The sequence below is a fragment of the Butyrivibrio sp. MC2021 genome (assembly GCF_000621605.1).
GTDB lineage: Bacteria > Bacillota > Clostridia > Lachnospirales > Lachnospiraceae > Butyrivibrio.
Map to the genome: position 1 here is coordinate 107,617 of NZ_JHXX01000003.1, position 16,925 is coordinate 124,541.

Genomic DNA, 16,925 nt, shown 5'->3' on the forward strand with positions numbered 1-16,925 from the left:
TATTAATATGACAAAAGGATCAATCACTAAAAACTTAATATCGTTTGCAATCCCCCTGTTTTTCGGACAACTTCTTCAGCAGCTCTACAATGTTGTTGACTCTGTTGTTGTGGGAAACGTTCTGGGAAAAGAGGCCCTGGCTGCGGTAAGCACCACCGGAAGCCTTATTTTTCTCATGGTGGGCTTTATCGGCGGACTGTTCATGGGTAACAGCGTCATCATCGGCAAGAGCTACGGCGCCAAGAACTATGACAGAGTTTCCGCGGCAGCTCACACCGGTATCACCTTTGCCATCATCATGGGAATCGTCATGACCGTCTGGGGATACTTTTTTACCCCGGTGCTTCTTGGCTGGATGGGCACCCCCGCCGATGTTATGAATAATTCCGTCACCTACTTCAAGATCTACTTCCTGGGAGGCCTCGGCAACATCATGTACAACGCCTGCTGCGGCATATTCCAGGCCATGGGCGACTCCAAGAGGCCCCTTTACTACCTGATGGTCAGCACCATATTGAACACCATTCTGGATATCACCTTCGTGAAATTCCTGGGCTTTGGTATCGGAGGCGCGGCTCTTGCCACTGTTATCGCACAGTTTGTCAGCGCAGGCCTTGCCTTCTACAGACTCACCCGGGTAGATGGTCCCCACAGGATCTATTTAAGCAAGCTCCACATTGATAAGCCCATTCTGGCAAAAGAGCTGTCCATCGGTTTTCCCACCGGTATTCAGAACAGCGTTATCGCCATCGGCAATGTTGTGGTTCAGTCCAACATCAACGCCTTTGGCTCTGTGGCCATGGCGGGCTGCGGCAGTTACTTCAAGCTTGAAGGCTTTGTCTTTTTACCCATCACCTGCATGAGCATGGCTCTTACCACCTTCGTGAGCCAGAATCTTGGCGCAGGCGAAGTTAATCGCGTTAAAAAAGGCTCCAAGATCGGAAGCCTTATAAGTATAACCTGCGCAGAGATCATAGGCGTGCTGGTATTCACTTTATCTCCTTACCTTCTGAGAATCTTTTCGGGAGACCCGGAGGTTCTGGCCATCGGCGCAACCCAGGCCCGCACCGAGAGCTTATTCTACTTCCTCCTGGCCCTTAGCCACTGCCTTGCGGGAACCTACCGCGGTGCCGGCAAGACCACCGTTCCCATGATCGTTATGCTGTCCAGCTGGTGCCTTCTTCGAATCACCTACATCACCATCATCGTGCACTTTATCCCGGTGGTTAACGTGATCTTCTGGGCCTACCCTCTTACCTGGTCAGTAAGCAGTATCATCTTCATCATCTACTACTTCAAGGGCAAATGGATCAAGATAGGAATAAACTAACAAAAAGCAGGATAAAACTGCGACAAACATGCAATCTTATCCTGCTTCTATATTCATTCTATTTTCTTTTATAATTCCCGAAATTCTTAAATGTTGAATTTCGTCAAACTATCCTGACGTTCCCTCTTCTTAGGATTGGCTTTTGCTTCCTGCAAAACCTTCTCCGCAGCCTGTTCAAGCTCTTCTACGCTCATTTTCAACATATATTCGGGAATAATATTTCTATCGTCTTCTGTATATGTTCCTACTTCAAACTCCTTATTCATCAGCTAGTACCTCCTTTACCACAACGTCAAACCGATCACAACAATCCTGTAAAGTTTTTTCTCTAGCTTCATATTCATTATATCCTCTAAGCCTATATGAAGCAACTTTGTACCCAAAATAAACCACCGGAACAAACTCATTGCTATAGTATAAAAACACTCTCCCTGTATGGCCTATAACAATACCCACCCCATAGTCATTGGTATAGTTTGAATTCAAATCCTCGACACTTGGCGGAAATCCCATCGGATGCGAATGAATAGTCAGTAAACCCGAATGTGATTTGATAACCATTTTAGTCTTTTCAGAATATTGGATTTCCTGGTTGAAATTCTGTTCAATCTCAGTTGCCATAATCTCACAAGATGTTATATCTATCCAGTACATATCCTCATAGCATGTACCCGATCTGTGATACAACATTTTCTTAGCAAGCCTGTATAATAGCCTGTTAAGTGCCTTGTTATCGGATATCTTATCGAATTTTCTCCTAAAACTTCCACTTTCGATATAGCTTGAATTAATTGTAGTTGCTTTATTTCTCCCCGCTCGTTGCTCTTCTTGCTCTTTCTGCATACACATATGCTCCTTTCCTAATCATTCAAACCCATAATTTCTTGAAAATAAGCGTATGCAGAACGCATAGCCTTTCCGGATTGGAATTGAAACTGCAACAGATTGTCACAGCTGTTTAAATTTATCACAACAAAAATGAAATTGCAAGAATACCGATTACCCCCGCCCACCACTTAAGAGCGGAAGGAGGAATCGGGGGATGCCTTTTCCCATCTGTTGCCACAGACAGAATGGTCCCGGAGGGAGGATGGGAAAAAATAAATTGCGAGACATTCAGGCACAACGGATGATTCATGAGCGCTTCAGATGGACGGAGGGCCGATTGTTCTGAGCAACGTGAAATGAGGCCCTCCGGACAGATGAAGTGCCATGAATCACCGTTGGGAATGATGCGAGCAATTTATATTTTTCCATCCCCACTCCCGGGCCATTCGTCCTGTCCGCCAGCGCATAGGAAAAGGCACCCCCGAGGGGGTGCCCTTCCTTAACCTATTTGAGTTGATGGTGTGTTCTGTGGAAATTCAAATAGGGTGGAACCATATTAGCTCAAATTACTCAGCCTTAGCAAAGATAGGCTTAGGAGCAATCTTGATCTTAACGGTTGTTGATCCACTGTAATCTCCAATACCTGAAAGAGTAACCTTCATAGTTCCCTTCTTAACGTTATTGGAATATCCGGTGATCTCGAAGTCCTTACCAAGCTCAAGAACAGTATCCTTACCGATCTTAACTACTACATTCTTAGCGAATGCTTCAAGCTCTTCCTCAGATTCGAATACGATAGGCTCGCCGGTGTAATATCTGCAATATCCATTAGCTGCTTTTCCTTTAGCCTTTGCGAAGTTAGCACCAACGGTTACTTCCTTCTCAAGTACATTCTCGGCACCGATCATAGCTACTGCTGAAGAAATCTTAATTGTGTAGGTCTCCTTAGCTGTAAGTGTATCAACAGCATTGCCATCAGAATCAAGAACCTCGAGCTTGTAGCTCTTCTTATTGATTGTATTTCCGGCTGCGTCAAGGATATTTGCTGTTACCTTCTTAGCCTTCATACCACCAACTGCGTTGGTTCCTGCGAAGGTTACGTTCTCACCTGCAAGATCAAGTGCTACTACTTCGAAGGATGCTGCTGAATCAACTTTACCCTTGAAGTTGCCCTTACCTGTGATCTTAACAGTTGCTGCACCGAACTTCTTCTTATTGTCAGCATATGTAACCTTAGCGGTGTAATCTTGCTTCTCAATAAGCTCTCTGCCGTTCCATGTTACTGTAAGCTTAGGAGCTGCGCCCTTAACCTGCCATTCGATGGTCTCATCTGCATAAGCTGCCTCAAGGCCTTCTCCGTCCTTACCTGCTACAAGAGCAACTTTATTGATCTTGTAGGAAGCTGCCTTAGAAGTTGTCTTACCGGTTACGGCTACCTTAGCTGTTCCCTGATTGATGTTGTTAGAGAATGTAACAACTGCAGGAATCTCAGCATCGCCGGCTACATATCTGATCTCGCCACTCTCATCATCAAGAGTATAAGTTGTGAAGCCTGAATCGCCTACGAACTTAACTGCGATTGACTTAGGATAAATAGGCTCTCCGGTGTAATCATACTTCTTAGGATCAAGAACCTTAACAGACTTGATTTCCTTAAGCTCTGCAATCTCCTCTGTTGAAAGATCATCAAGAGGATTTACAATCTGGAATGTTGTTGCAATTGCCTTACCTGAGTAATTGCCCTTACCTGTTACAGTAATTGTAGCGGTACCAACATTCTTGTTATCTTTAATCTTAACGGTGTAATCTGTGCCCTTTGCAAGTGCTACTGCTTCGTTAGCTGTGTCATAAACAGTGATTGCAGGAACGATATTAGCGCCTGTGTAGTAATACTTATCCTCAAGACCTGCGATAGCGATCTGGCTGTCATCATTGATGATGATAACTTCTTCACTCTCTTCAGAGCCACTTGTGAACAAGTATACAGGTGAGTAGAATACTTCTGCCTCTGCCGCTGTCTTTCCTTCAGCATCTGCACTGAAGTCTCTAAGGTCAGCAACTGCCATGAACTGAACCTTCTTAGTAGAAGCATCGATTGTTGCAGGATCGCTTTCTACTGTTGCAACACCGCTTATTGTCTCTTCTGTTCCGGCCTTAGCCCACTTAAATGTTACATCGTAGGTCATTGTAGGAATAGGATCGCTCTTCTTCCAGTTCTCAGGCCATTTTGTAGTCCACTTAACTACAGGAGCATAAGCGATATCAGGAATATAAGGATCTCCGTTTGCATCGAGGTAAACTTCCTTACTAAGGTCTTCAACTGTTGTGCCGAAGCTTGTGAAGGATGCATATGCCTGATATCCGGTATAAGCTTCTGCGCCTTCGCCGTAAGTTGTGATTGTCATGTACTTATCAGCTGTTGTATCGATCTCAGATGCGCTGACTGTTAATTCCTTAGTCTTTCCATCCTTAGATGTAAATACTACAGTTGCTGATGCATAAGACTTGCCGTCTTCTGACTTGTTCCATGTCCACTCTGCGCTTGCCAGCTCGAAAGGAACAGGCTTATCAACTTCGTTACCCTCTGCATCGAGGTACTTAACTGCTGTAGCACTGATTGTTTCGCCCTTGCTTACGAAAGATGCTGTTGCTTCATAAGTAGTAACGCCTTCCTCAGTTGTTACTGTCATAGCAGATACAGGAACTTCTACAATCTTTTCTCTGCCATCTGTTGCTGTGAACTTAGCCACTGCCTTAGCAAATGTCTTCTCATCTGCAGACTTGGTCCATGCCCACTCAGCGTCTCCAGCTACTACGAAGATAGAATCTTCATAAGTTACTGTTACAGTAGTCTCATCGATAAGAGTTGCAACATATGAGAATGAGCCGTCTTCGTTCTCAGTAAATGTTACTTCCTGAGGACCAAATACGATATGCTCTTCTGCATCACAATTCTCATTCTTACACTTAAGTGTAAGTGTAGCTGTGTGTGTTTCAGCGTTGAAGTTCTCAATGATTGCATTTTCAAGGTCTACTTCATGTCCTGTTGCAGGAACGATGAACTTTTCATCATAGTCAACAGTTACTTCTTCCTTTTCTGCACCCTTCTCATCAATATCCATGTATGTGATGGACTTGATATCATATCCGGACTTAGTACATGTAGGAGCAACAGACTTCTCTTCGTTGCGCTCAACTTTGACTACCTTAAGCTCTACAACATGTGTAGAATCTACTGTACATACTCTTGTGATCTTGATCTCGTCGGCTGTAATGATCTTATCTTCATTTGCATCGGTCCAAACAATTGTAGGATCCTTTGTAAGATCAAACTTGTGTCCAAGAGGCTCACCCTCTTCATCAATCTCTGGATCTTCAAACTTATATGTCTTACCAGTTGATGCTACAGTTATCTCAACAGAGTACTTGTATCCTGCAGCCTTTTCGCAAGTAGCCGGAATTTCTACTCTATCCTGATAACTAAGAGTTCCGATTGTTGAATCACTGCCATCAACAATGATTTCACTTCCCTCATAATCAGGGCAATCAGGATCGTCACAGTGGAGGTGAAGAACAGCTGATCTGTTGCCTTCCTCATCCTTTGTCCATACGCACTTTACATACTTCTCATCTTTCTCAGTTATAGGTGCATAAGTATGCTCATGCCACTGAGGAATTAGATTTGAACTGTCTTTGTAATCCTTAGCAATTACAGTATTTGCATTAACAACTGAGCTTGTATAAGCATCCATCCAGTTAAGCATTACCTTACCATCAAGTACTGCTGTAGGAACAGCCTTGCTGTTAAATACTGAACCAAGTGTGCTTCTGTAAGGCACGATAGCTGTTATTTTGTCAACTGCATATCCGTCAGAGTTTGAATCATCAACTACTACATCCTTGTTATCTCTAGAAAGATCTGCAGTCTTTTCTGCAAACTCACCTGCAACAAATTCTACTATTGCATAGAAATTGAAGTTTACAGTTGTAAAGTACTTAGCAAGTACTTCATCAGTGGTTGTTGTCTTTGCTTTCCACCCAAGACCCTTTGCAGCAAGTTTAGCCTGATCTGCAGTAGGCGCTACGATAACTGATGGATATTTAACTGAATTGTCATCAAAAATAGTTGCCTTAAACTTAGTTGCCTTATTAGCTGAAGCTAAATCTGCATTGTCAAGAGTGAAATCAAGACAGACATCACTCTTACCATCTTTGTCCGCATCAACATATACAAAATAATGACTATCGGCAAATCCAGAGTCTTCCCATGGATCTTCAGCCTCAAATGATTCAGCAATATTATTTACAGCACCAGCAACGATTGTATTATAAAGTGCAGTAGCAAATCTAGCATCATTTACAGTTACACCAGCTGATGTAGCTTTAACTGTATATGCTGTGGATTCTGATACTGTTACTTCAATAGTTCTCTTAGCCTTTGTCTTAATATTTGTGCTGCCATCACCGAATACTACATCAGTTGTGTACTTGCCAGCAGACTTTCCGGATTTAAGTCTGATTGTGAATTCTGCACTCTCACCAGGCTTAATATCTACTGCTGTATTATCTACAACTTCAAAATCTTCATCGAAGGAAGCAAGTTTCATCTTGCTGATTACATCTGTGTCATTACTGCTTGTATTAGCAATTGTAAATGTAACTGCTACTTCTGTCTTGTCATATCCTTCATCTACTGCAATTGTGGTCTTTTCGGCCGGTGTTACAGAGAATTCAGATACATCATTTGAATATACTGTATAAGTTACAGGGATGATAATATCCTTCTTCTCAGCGGTTACTGCTGTACCCTCTGTGAAGTGGATATTGATGTATGAATTATACTTACCTGCAACTGTCTTCTTAGGAGTTACTGTAAATCCTGTAGGCTCGCTGTTAGGTGTAAGGCTGGTTCCGGGCGAAGTAAATGTGAGCATTGTATCCGCACCGTCATCATATTTATTACCTTCTGCGTCTACTTCATATACAGAAATTCTGCTAAGTGTTGTATTACCGGTATTCTCAATTGTAAGGTCTTTACCTGTTGCTGTCTTGCCAGCTACAAAGCTTGCAAGTTCAATTACCTTATCTCCTACTACGTTATCATCAACATAAACAATGTTCTTTGTTGAATCATCAGGATCAGGCTCGTAAACAGAAGCAAGATAAGTTGCATCCTCAACGGTGAACTTAACTGCAAATGTTAATGATTCGAAATCATCACCTGAAATTGTAAGAGTATCAGTGTATTCACCCTTGTCAAGATTAGCTGCTGGTCTGAATGTAATATCCTGTGTTCCATTAACAGCAATTGCAGTTGCTGAACCACCGGATGCAATCTCAAAATTCTTTGTTGAGAATTCAGCCTTCATCTTGCCAAGTGCTATACCTGACTTATTCTCGATAGTAACCTTTGCTGTATAAATATTATTGTCGTAAGAAGCTACAGGATAATATGTATATCCAGTTCTTGTTACCATCAAATTACCATTTCTAAGGCCTTCTACTTTTCCGCGTGTAGCCTCAGTATCTGCAGCAGTATCTGCCACCTTAGTAATAACAACATTCTCTGTCTTTGCTGAAACGATGTCGAATGTTACTGTGTCAGCAGTCTGTTCAGGAACCATCTTTGTAGCAGCTGCAGCTTCAATTGTCCAGCTATTTGCTGTACTAAGATCAATTACTTTCTTAATAGGATCTGAACTTAAAGCATCGCCATAAGCTATTGCCTCAACCTTAGCTGAAAGATTAACAGTATATGTACCTGCAGCCTTGATCTGACCAAAGATCTCGTTCTTCAGTCCACCGGTATTGGAATCTGAAGGAGTTGCACCTATTACATCGCCTTCAACTGCAAGTCCAAGTCCGGTATCATCACTCAAGTATGCCATACCGTCATTTGCTTCGCCCTTTGTTCCCTTAGTTACATAGAACTTGGTCTTCTCTGTAGTTCCTTCTGTAACCTTGGTTCCTACTTCACTCCACTTAATCTTCTGATCAGCGGCGCCACCGGTTGCAGAAATAATGATATTCTTACTTGTCTTGGAAGTATCTTTATATGTTGTTTGAGGATCAGCAACAGTGTAATACTTCTTTCCAATGTTGGTATTTACATCGTCAGGCTGAGTAATAACAAGCTTGTCAGTTACCACCATAATTGCATAGAATGCAATTTCATTAGCATTGTCTGCTGAAACAATGATTTTAACCTTATAAATACCTGCTGTAGGCTGTCCCTTTGATACGATACGGAACTTCTGGATTGTGCCCTTCTCAAGCTTTGTCCAGGATTCTGTATCAACACCAATATAATTTGAGCTGCCTGCATAAGGATTTGCAGGGCTCTTTCTGATTGCTGCTGCATCAGTTCTGTTGTCTTCTGCATCAGTAACAGTAATTGTTACGTTCTCTGCATCTTTCTTTCCAGCACCTGTTGCTGCTGCAATTGTAAACACCTGTTTCTCGCCTACTGTATCACCAACTACCATACCAGGAAGAAGGATGTTTATCTTATCTGTAGCCTCAATCTGTGTTTCTGCATCACTTGCTCCAACCTTAAGGTTAGTATTAACAACAAGTTCTGCAGCACCGTCTACAATAATATCATGTGTAAGTACACCGGTTACCTTAGCATCATTGCTCTTAGTTGCAGTAACTGTAACAGTATACTTACCTGCTTTTTCAGGGGTACCAGTAATTGTTCCATCTTCTGCAAGCTCAAGTCCTGGTACTTCTCCTGCTGTCCAAGCATAAGTAAATGCAGAACCCGCATAAGTTGTTCCTGTTTCTATAGTATATTTCTTATCATCAGCAGACTTAACCTGCTTACCTGAAACAAATCCATCTACTTTTGCAGGATCAATTACAGGCGCATCCTTAACATCAAATACTACCTTGAATGTTCCGGCTTTTGTATAGGTTGCTGCTGCTGACTCAGAAGCAGAAGCATTAGCAGCATTCCTATGCCATGCCTGAACAGTAACATAGTGATCATCAGCTACAGTAAATGCAGCGTCTTTTGTAGTTTTGAGAGTAAATGTCTGGCTTTCAGATGCCTGGAGATCAAATCCATTTCCAAGAAGATCACTGTTAAGAGCCTCATTCTCAGCATCCAAAACAATTGCGAACATCGCAATATCAGATTCATCCGTTCCACCATCAACATTCAAAATCTCAAGTTTTACATTTCCATAATGGTTAGTTGTATCTGTAGGATCAGATATCATGTCAAGTTCAAGAGTATTAGTAACATTTACATCAACCGCAAATGTATCAAGTCTGTCAGCCTTAATCTCACCATAGTCGAGTGCCTTTTTATCGTCATCAATATCTTTTCCACCAGATGTGAACTTAAATCCATCTTCTGCTAATACAGTTGAAATAGCAATCTTTCTGTACTGAGGTGCTCCAGCTGTTCCATTCTTCTTATATGTTGCTTTAACACGGAAATTCAAAGTACCAACTTTCTTAGGAACACCTGAAATCTTTCCATCTTTCGATAATGTAAGTCCAAATGCCTTTAAATCATCTGCATCATCAGTGTAACTTTCAGGATCCGGATCTGCAGTAGTAGCATCGATAGACCACTCAACAGAATCTACACCGGTAACTTTTGTGAGTTCAAGCTGATACTCTACTGATTTACCAACTTCCCACTCAGAGCCTGCAGGAGTGATTGTTCCATCTGCAGCTGGCTTTGTTATGTTAGCATCACCGCCCTTTACTTCAAATGTAAGAGCAATTACCTCTGAATAAGAGTTTCCGTCAGCAATAGTAAGATTAGCTTTATATACTCCAGCGGTAAGTGATGCCTTTGGAGTAATAGTTACTTTGCTCTCTCCACCACCTGCTGCTACAGTGATAGTCTTTGTGGCCTCTGTGTATTCCTCAGAGTCAATGGCAAAATTAGTGTGCGCATTAGCAACACCGTCTCCCGCATTGGCCTTTGTAACAGTAAGAGATAACATTGTATTACTATTGTTCTTTATAACGATTTCTTTCTTTGCAGTATTTTCTGTATAGTCGCTAGGTACAAACCAGTCATAAGCACCATTTGGATCCTCAGAATCAATAGTAATAGCAGCATCGTACTCTTCTACAGTATAGAAGAATATAGCTTCGCCTGTAGTATCACCAGAAGTAGTATCGCCATCTGCACCTTCAAGAATAAAACTGTGAGTTCCGAGTTTTACAGTTCCCTTAGCCATTCCATGTACATTATAGAATGCTAATGAAGATGCTTCATTCGGTGTTCCTTTGATTCCAGTATTCTCAAATCCTTCACCAGTCTGCGTAAACAGTATTGCATAGTTACCACCTGTTACATAGACATAAATATCGTCGAAGTTTTCACCCTTCTTTATTGTTCCAAGGTTATAACCACCAATATAGTATTGTGAACTTCCATTTGCAGTTCCAGTTGCAGGGTTTTCGCACGCAGAATCAGTATAATAAATGCCATCAAGCGTTGTGCCCTGCGCAGGAGTAACCTGTGCTATAGTTTCTTTTACTTCTTTTCCACCGTGAGCAATAACCTTTGAGAACTTGATATTGTTTTCAACAGTAAAGCTTATCGCATATTCAGCGGGTTCATAAAGAGCATCAGTCTTGATACTAAGAACTGCTTCATATGTTCCGTCTTCATCATAGGAATCAATACTTGTAAGGTCGCTTATAGGTACAACCTTAAATTTCACATTATTATTTGTGAAAAGATCTCCTGCCATTGCACCTTCACCAACAAGGCCAACGTCAAACATGTCGGCATCGTCACCTGAAAGTTCAAAATCAATGTCAGAAATGCTATAGCTTGGAAGGATATCTGCTACGCTAAGAGTAAACTCTTTAGCCTTAACATATGTTCCAGCTGTTTTTCCTTCAACATTAGCATCTGCATCAAGTACTTCATAACCCATCTTTGCAGCAGGGAATGAATCGATTGTGAATGTATTTAAAGCAGTGTTATCAATTTTAATAGCCGCTTCATCTACCTTAACGGTAATTGGTAATAATTTTGCTTTTCTTGTAGATGATGACTTATCAGCAACCTTCAATACGTAGTTTGCTCCAGGGAATGCTGAAGTATCATTGATTTCACTTGCATTAAGAGCTTTCTTTGCGTATTTTCCGGAAACAACACCGATTTCAAATGTTCCATTTGTTTTTGCCTGAGCATATAAACCATAGCTTGCAAAATCAGAGGAAGCATCTTCAAGATTATCATCAGCTAAAAGAGCTGCATCAGACAACTGGGCATCATTATTGTCTTTAATAGCCTTGAATTTCCAGATAGACCATGTAACATCACTATCCACATCACCAGTGCCATTGTTATCATCAAAATCCCTAGCTGTGAATACGTATTTGCTATTAGTATTACCCTCAGAACCACTCTGGCCCTTTGTATATACTGTGCCATATACGAATTCAGCAGTATCAGCATCTTTAGCAGAGCCATCACCACCTGCAGAAGTGCCATCGGTTCCTGTATAGTATCCGTCTGGTTGAATCACATAAGTAGGATTTGCACCGATAGCAGGAGCTACGTTTTTATTATATTTAGCATATACTGGTGTAATTTGAGTTCCATCAATTATTTCTGCTAAAAAGGCAGCATTAGCCACTCCACTCAATACCGATGTCTCAGGATTTAATGTTGTGTACCAACCATCAAATGTATATCCTGAAACAGTAGGAACTGAGCTACTGATTCCAAAACTAGATGAATAAGTTACAGTTTCCGGGAATGTTTCAGCTGCAAATGTTGGTTGAGCGGGAACATCCTGTGTAACAAGGGCATTTCCATCATAGAATTTTGCTGTATATCCTAATTTATATGTATTAGGTGAAAATTTAGCATAAACATCTGAATTTTGAGTAAATGTGGTACCACTTTCACCACTAGAAACTTCCACTTCACTCTCACCGTCAGAATAAAACCACTTATCAGCATACAACAGATGATATCCTGGGAATTCCTGATTCGGTATCTCAGTCATGCTTGCAAGTTTTCCATCAGTATCTGTTGTCCAGGTCATATTTTCCGGTGGATCAGCATCAGTTTGGTATGGTACCAAGGCACTATCACCTAATTTATAATTTAATGTAATAGTAAATGGACCATCGCCTAAGAACTCTGCCTCATCCTCAATAGCGAGTTCTTCCTCCTCAAATTCCGGAGCATCAAAATCAGACCCAACATCTTCTTCATCAAGAAGCTGGATCTCGTCGTCGTCTTCGAGCAGGTCTCCCCCACCGTCATAGGCCAGGGCCGGGACGCCCGAAGTCAGCGCTACTGTGGCTGAAAGAGCAACGCTCATTAGCCGCCCAAATAGCTTATTTCTCATATTCTATTCTCCTTTCACAACACATTATCCTCGGACACAGATATCCAAGGACCCATCAAACCCGCCACGGAGAAATCAAATTAGCTTTATTACGAACCGTCCCACCTGGAAATCACACATTTCCAAGAATCCGCAACGCCTGCTTCGTCCCTGGGCTTGCCTCACACAGACAAACCACAAGCCGGCGACTAAATGATTTGGGTCCGCTAGCGGACACACTATAATTATCGCCAACTTTTAAACGAAATTCCATAAACCATATGGGAATTAATTCTAAAGAAAAAATGAACAGATGAGGGGAGGCGGGGAAAACGGGGCTTTTAGGGGCACTGCGGCGGGGATGTAAATTATTGGCATCGCCAGGGCCGGGATCACATGAAGAAGGTCCGACGCACCATGAAATAATGCAAATATACTCGCATCATCCCCAACGGTGATTTAGGGCACTTCATCTGTCCAGACAGCCTCATTTCACGTAGTTCAGAACACTCGGCCGTCTGACCATCTGAAGCGCTCCTAAATCATCCGCTGTGCCTGAATGTCTCGCAATTTACATTTTTCCATGGCACGCCAAACCTTCTTCATGTAATCCCTCATCCAATGGCGATATAACAATTTATATTCCCACATGTCTCGCCAAATCCCCGGTAGATAAGCCCTCACTGTCAGGGTTGCTTTCCTTCTGTTGCACAGACAAAAAGCAGGATAAAACTGCAACAAACATGCAATCTTATCCTGCTTCTATATTCATCAGCTTCTCTTATTAGTTTACTTTTCCCAGCCCTTCCTGAACTTTCAGCACCATCTCCAGCGGATAGCCGCAGAAATCCACTATCTCTTCAGGAGTTTTTCCTCTGGATAGCATCATGGAAATGCTTTGCTCTATTCCTTGTGCTATCCCTTCTTTCCTGCCATCTTCTTTAAACAGTTCCATTACTTCTGCTTCTTTGTATTCGGTATCCAGCATTCCTTCCACCTCCTGCCTATGCTTGACAAGAAAATCCTTTATAACAAAATCACTGGGCAGCATGATTCTTCCGGTGCCATATTTGTTCAGCTTGTTCTTAGCAATATAGCCTGAATATAAATCTCCCACATATTGGAGCATTCTAAGGGGCATATTCAAATTCAATGACGATTGATGTTCATACACACTCATTATATCAAATACAAGAAATGATGTGTCGTTTTTCATTCCCATAAAAAGCACATCACTAAGTGTGTTAAACTCTATCAGATCAGGATCGGTATAGTTAGATCCATTAACCGCATTATAGAGGCTTAAAGTCCACTCCCTATTTTCTTCTCTTCCAAAAATATAATTAAATAGTCTGTCCTTATACTTTCTGTTAATTGATTCTGAATTTCCCATTTACTTTATCCTTTCTTCTTGAACGTTAAGACAATCCACACAAATACGCAGCGCTACAGACGCTCACAGGGAAAAAGACATTCCCATTTGCGCAGAAAAATGCATAGAGAATAAAGCAAAGGCGTTGTCTTTGCATTAAAGTAGGTGGCATAAGGATGCTCCTGCGTATTCATGTGGTTGAAAGATATCCCGGATGCCCGATCGTTTCACAGCGAATTAGACACGCTGCCTGCATCCGTGATCACTCCGATAGGAGTAGAAATGTTATTTCCTGCTTTCAATGCAGCAAGGGTATCATTACAAGGAGGTCTTGTAAATAGTTTTGCCTCAATCTTAAGAATTTCTGCCGAAAATCTTAAGAAAGTCATAAGAATTTGACGTTTTTTCAGCACTTCACAAACGCATTTCAAGAAATCAATCACAGTCTGCCTGTTGAGAGCGCTTAATATTCCTCCCAACTCCCGCAAGGCCAAGTGGAACTTTATGCTCTTTTCCTTCGCAGGGCCAAGTGGGACAGTAGGGACGGTTCTCGATGTACCTATGAATCGAAGATCAACGCTTGACATAGCCTAAAGCTTCATGGGACATCAAGAACCGTCACTATCTGTACCTACTTGGTCCTTCATAACCTTCCGTGAAGCCAAGAAAGAGCCAAGAAAGAGGAATATGAATAATTGAAATGGGGGATTGGGTGTGATAATATAATTATTGAAAGGTGCTACCCGTATAGCAACGGTTAGCCAGTTGGTTAAGTCAAAATGACCGATCCTTGGCAGGGGGCGGTCATTTTTTTATTTTCGTGATCTTTGCTGTACTGGATTCCTGCAAAAAAGCAGGTTGCGCTCCAGGCTAAAATAGCAAGAAATACAGTCACGTCCATAAGCATGCCCTCCTTTCGATTGGATTTGTAACCTCCTTTCGCTAGGATAAGGCTAACCGCCACCGTTTAGATAGCACCCAAAGATATTATGCCAAACAAATGTTCTTGAAGTCAATAATTCTTATTTTGTCTATCTTTGATCGGATTTCCCGTTTTTTTCTAATTTATAAATTTGCGGCTTAAGGGACTCTTGCCGAGGAGGGCTTACCTGCCGAGGGTGATGTGCCATGGGAGGATGGAAATTATGAGACATTCGGGAGGTGAAGATGATTTTGGAGCACTTCAGATTCCCAGACGGTCGATTGTTCTGAGCAACGTGAAATGAGACCGGCTGGGGAGATGAAGTGCCCAAAATCACGAGCCGGACGATGCGAATAATTTGCATCCTTCCATGGCGCGATGAAGCCCCGCCGGGTATCCCGGACTAATGCGATGCGAGTAATTTATATTTCTCCATGGTGCAACGCCCTCGGCAGGTAAGCCCGGACTGAACTCATTTTTGATGATGCCGATCTCAATCATTAGCTTTCCAAGAAATTTCCAATTTCTTTTCTGACTTAGCACAATCTACAAGATACAAATTCATCAATGTCTGATATGGAATTCCCGACATAGATGACTGCTTCTTAAAATAATCTATAGCATCTACATCAACATTTATAGTGATCTTCTTATGAAGCCTTTTGGCATAAGGATTTCTCACTGCTTTACTAAAATCAAATTCTTTTTCCAAGAATTCATCATCATTCTTTTTCATAATCCACAGCTCCTTTCATAGCCTCTCTTCTCATTTGATGTTGCTTTTCTCGAAGAAATAATACGTATTAATGACTCCGATCTTATGCAATGGACAACAAGTAAAATGTTCCCGTTATTACTACGCCCTAAAATTCTAAATCTATCCTCTGCACCAGAATGTAAATCATCAAATTCAAGCAATGCATTTTCATCATAAAAAACCGTTCTGGCTTCTTCAAATGATACTCCATGCTTTTCTTTATTGATTAGATTTTTATTTTCATCCCATTCAAAGTACAAACCTTCTATACACATATTATACATACCCCATACATATATTTCAAATGATACCTCCATTAATTATCTTGCTGTTTTTTGCCTGAAAATATCGCGAATATAGAGATACAGCGGCTAAATTGCTGCTTTCGCGATTGCTCCGATCGGAGCCACGTTGGAAGGTGATATTTTTGATGCTGCTAGGGTAGCACCCTGAAAAAAGCTTGTAAATAGATTTGGGCAAATCTTAAGAAATTCTGCCGAAAATCTTAAGAAAGTCATAAGAATTTGACGTTTTTGCGGTATTTTGTGGATGTATTTCAGGGAGTTTAGTCCGGGATATCCGGCGGGGCTTCATCGTGCCATGGGAGGATGAAAATAATGCGGATGTCTGAGTCAGGGACTCTTGCCGAGGAGGGCTTACCTGCCCCCTCATTTTTTCATTGGCACAATAGCAATCGTCTTCCCCAACGGTGCCAAAAGTTTCAAAATCGTATCAATTTTAGGAATTGCCTGTCCACTCTCTATCCTTGCTATAACAGGCTGCTTCACTCCTGAAAGCTTCTCCAGCTCCCTTTGGCTAATTCCTTTCTCTTTTCGAGCAGCTACTATTTCTCCTATCAATGCCACGCGCAGATCACTTTCCGCTATTTCTTCAGGTGAAAATAACTCACTTCTTACCTCATTCCAAGTTTTAAACTCTTCCATCTTCGCTACTCCTTTCAAGAAAATCAGCCAATTCGTACATCCTTTCCCTCTCTTCTTTATATTTTTATGATAACTCACAAGTTATCACATAGCAAGTATGATGCAATATTCAAAAATATGCCACATGTCTGTCATTTGGGATCAGTTCGGCGAATGCCTGTGAATCCTGGAATTGTACAGATATGATAGTCCCTAGAATCGGAACTGCAAGGAGAAGTATAGCATTTAGTTTTGAAATAATCAAACGAACAAAGTGTGACGTTTCCTGCCTTTCAGTATGCTTCCTGAAAGTCCATCTGATTGGCAAAGAGTGTTGGTTCCTGACGTGAAACCAAAAAAGAGGAATATGAATAATTGAAATGGGGGATTGGGTGTGATAATATAATTATTGAAAGGTGCTACCCGTATAGCAACGGTTAGCCAGTTGGTTAAGTCAAAATGACCGATTCC

At 41.6% G+C, this 16,925-nt stretch carries 10 protein-coding genes; 1 reads left to right on the forward strand and 9 read right to left on the reverse strand.

From position 1 onward, the window contains the following. The first annotated feature begins 7 nt into the window (after positions 1-7). The gene (locus T359_RS0108560) at positions 8-1,330 is read left to right on the forward strand and encodes an MATE family efflux transporter (RefSeq protein WP_026517114.1); all 1,323 of its coding nucleotides are present in this window, start codon (positions 8-10) and stop codon (positions 1,328-1,330) included. An 86-nt stretch (positions 1,331-1,416) separates the two neighbouring features. Here T359_RS0108560 and T359_RS0108565 read toward each other — a convergent pair whose 3' ends face one another. From T359_RS0108565 to T359_RS0108610, 9 genes are all read right to left on the reverse strand, one after another. Continuing rightward, entirely contained in the window at positions 1,417-1,596 is a 180-nt protein-coding gene (locus T359_RS0108565; protein ID WP_026517115.1) for a hypothetical protein, read from the reverse strand. Further along, the gene (locus T359_RS0108570; RefSeq protein WP_026517116.1) at positions 1,589-2,173 is read right to left on the reverse strand and encodes a hypothetical protein; all 585 of its coding nucleotides are present in this window, start codon (positions 2,171-2,173) and stop codon (positions 1,589-1,591) included. Before T359_RS0108570 ends, T359_RS0108565 begins: the two co-directional genes overlap by 8 nt. Before the next feature lie 551 nt (positions 2,174-2,724). Then, a complete protein-coding gene (locus tag T359_RS0108580) occupies positions 2,725-12,501 on the reverse strand; it encodes a putative Ig domain-containing protein (protein ID WP_081795510.1) in 9,777 nt (3,258 codons plus the stop codon). 763 nt (positions 12,502-13,264) lie between these two features. Beyond that, the gene (locus T359_RS21505; protein WP_051545163.1) at positions 13,265-13,873 is read right to left on the reverse strand and encodes a hypothetical protein; all 609 of its coding nucleotides are present in this window, start codon (positions 13,871-13,873) and stop codon (positions 13,265-13,267) included. A gap of 206 nt (positions 13,874-14,079) precedes the next feature. Next, on the reverse strand, positions 14,080-14,439 hold the full coding sequence (locus T359_RS0108590) for a hypothetical protein (RefSeq protein WP_026517118.1): 360 nt from the start codon (positions 14,437-14,439) through the stop codon (positions 14,080-14,082). Positions 14,440-14,621: 182 nt separating this feature from the next. Beyond that, positions 14,622-14,753, reverse strand: coding sequence for a hypothetical protein (locus T359_RS23185; RefSeq protein WP_256374481.1), 132 nt, complete (start codon positions 14,751-14,753; stop codon positions 14,622-14,624). A 514-nt stretch (positions 14,754-15,267) separates the two neighbouring features. Further along, positions 15,268-15,510 carry an antitoxin gene (locus tag T359_RS0108600; RefSeq protein WP_197027076.1) on the reverse strand — a complete coding sequence of 81 codons (243 nt, stop codon included), beginning with the start codon at positions 15,508-15,510 and terminating at the stop codon, positions 15,268-15,270. Next, a complete protein-coding gene (locus T359_RS0108605) occupies positions 15,507-15,848 on the reverse strand; it encodes a BrnT family toxin (RefSeq protein WP_242839069.1) in 342 nt (113 codons plus the stop codon). The genes T359_RS0108600 and T359_RS0108605 overlap by 4 nt, the downstream gene beginning before the upstream one ends. Before the next feature lie 351 nt (positions 15,849-16,199). Beyond that, positions 16,200-16,475, reverse strand: coding sequence for a helix-turn-helix domain-containing protein (locus tag T359_RS0108610; protein ID WP_026517121.1), 276 nt, complete (start codon positions 16,473-16,475; stop codon positions 16,200-16,202). Between the last annotated feature and the right edge of the window lie 450 nt (positions 16,476-16,925).

Coding starts and splice junctions, on each gene's coding strand:
- T359_RS0108560 (WP_026517114.1), top strand. CDS start 8: ATGACAAAAGGATCAATCACTAAAAACTTAATATCGTTTGCAATCCCC.
- T359_RS0108565 (WP_026517115.1), bottom strand. CDS start 1,596: ATGAATAAGGAGTTTGAAGTAGGAACATATACAGAAGACGATAGAAAT.
- T359_RS0108570 (WP_026517116.1), bottom strand. CDS start 2,173: ATGCAGAAAGAGCAAGAAGAGCAACGAGCGGGGAGAAATAAAGCAACT.
- T359_RS0108580 (WP_081795510.1), bottom strand. CDS start 12,501: ATGAGAAATAAGCTATTTGGGCGGCTAATGAGCGTTGCTCTTTCAGCC.
- T359_RS21505 (WP_051545163.1), bottom strand. CDS start 13,873: ATGGGAAATTCAGAATCAATTAACAGAAAGTATAAGGACAGACTATTT.
- T359_RS0108590 (WP_026517118.1), bottom strand. CDS start 14,439: ATGTCAAGCGTTGATCTTCGATTCATAGGTACATCGAGAACCGTCCCT.
- T359_RS23185 (WP_256374481.1), bottom strand. CDS start 14,753: ATGGACGTGACTGTATTTCTTGCTATTTTAGCCTGGAGCGCAACCTGC.
- T359_RS0108600 (WP_197027076.1), bottom strand. CDS start 15,510: ATGAAAAAGAATGATGATGAATTCTTGGAAAAAGAATTTGATTTTAGT.
- T359_RS0108605 (WP_242839069.1), bottom strand. CDS start 15,848: ATGGAGGTATCATTTGAAATATATGTATGGGGTATGTATAATATGTGT.
- T359_RS0108610 (WP_026517121.1), bottom strand. CDS start 16,475: ATGGAAGAGTTTAAAACTTGGAATGAGGTAAGAAGTGAGTTATTTTCA.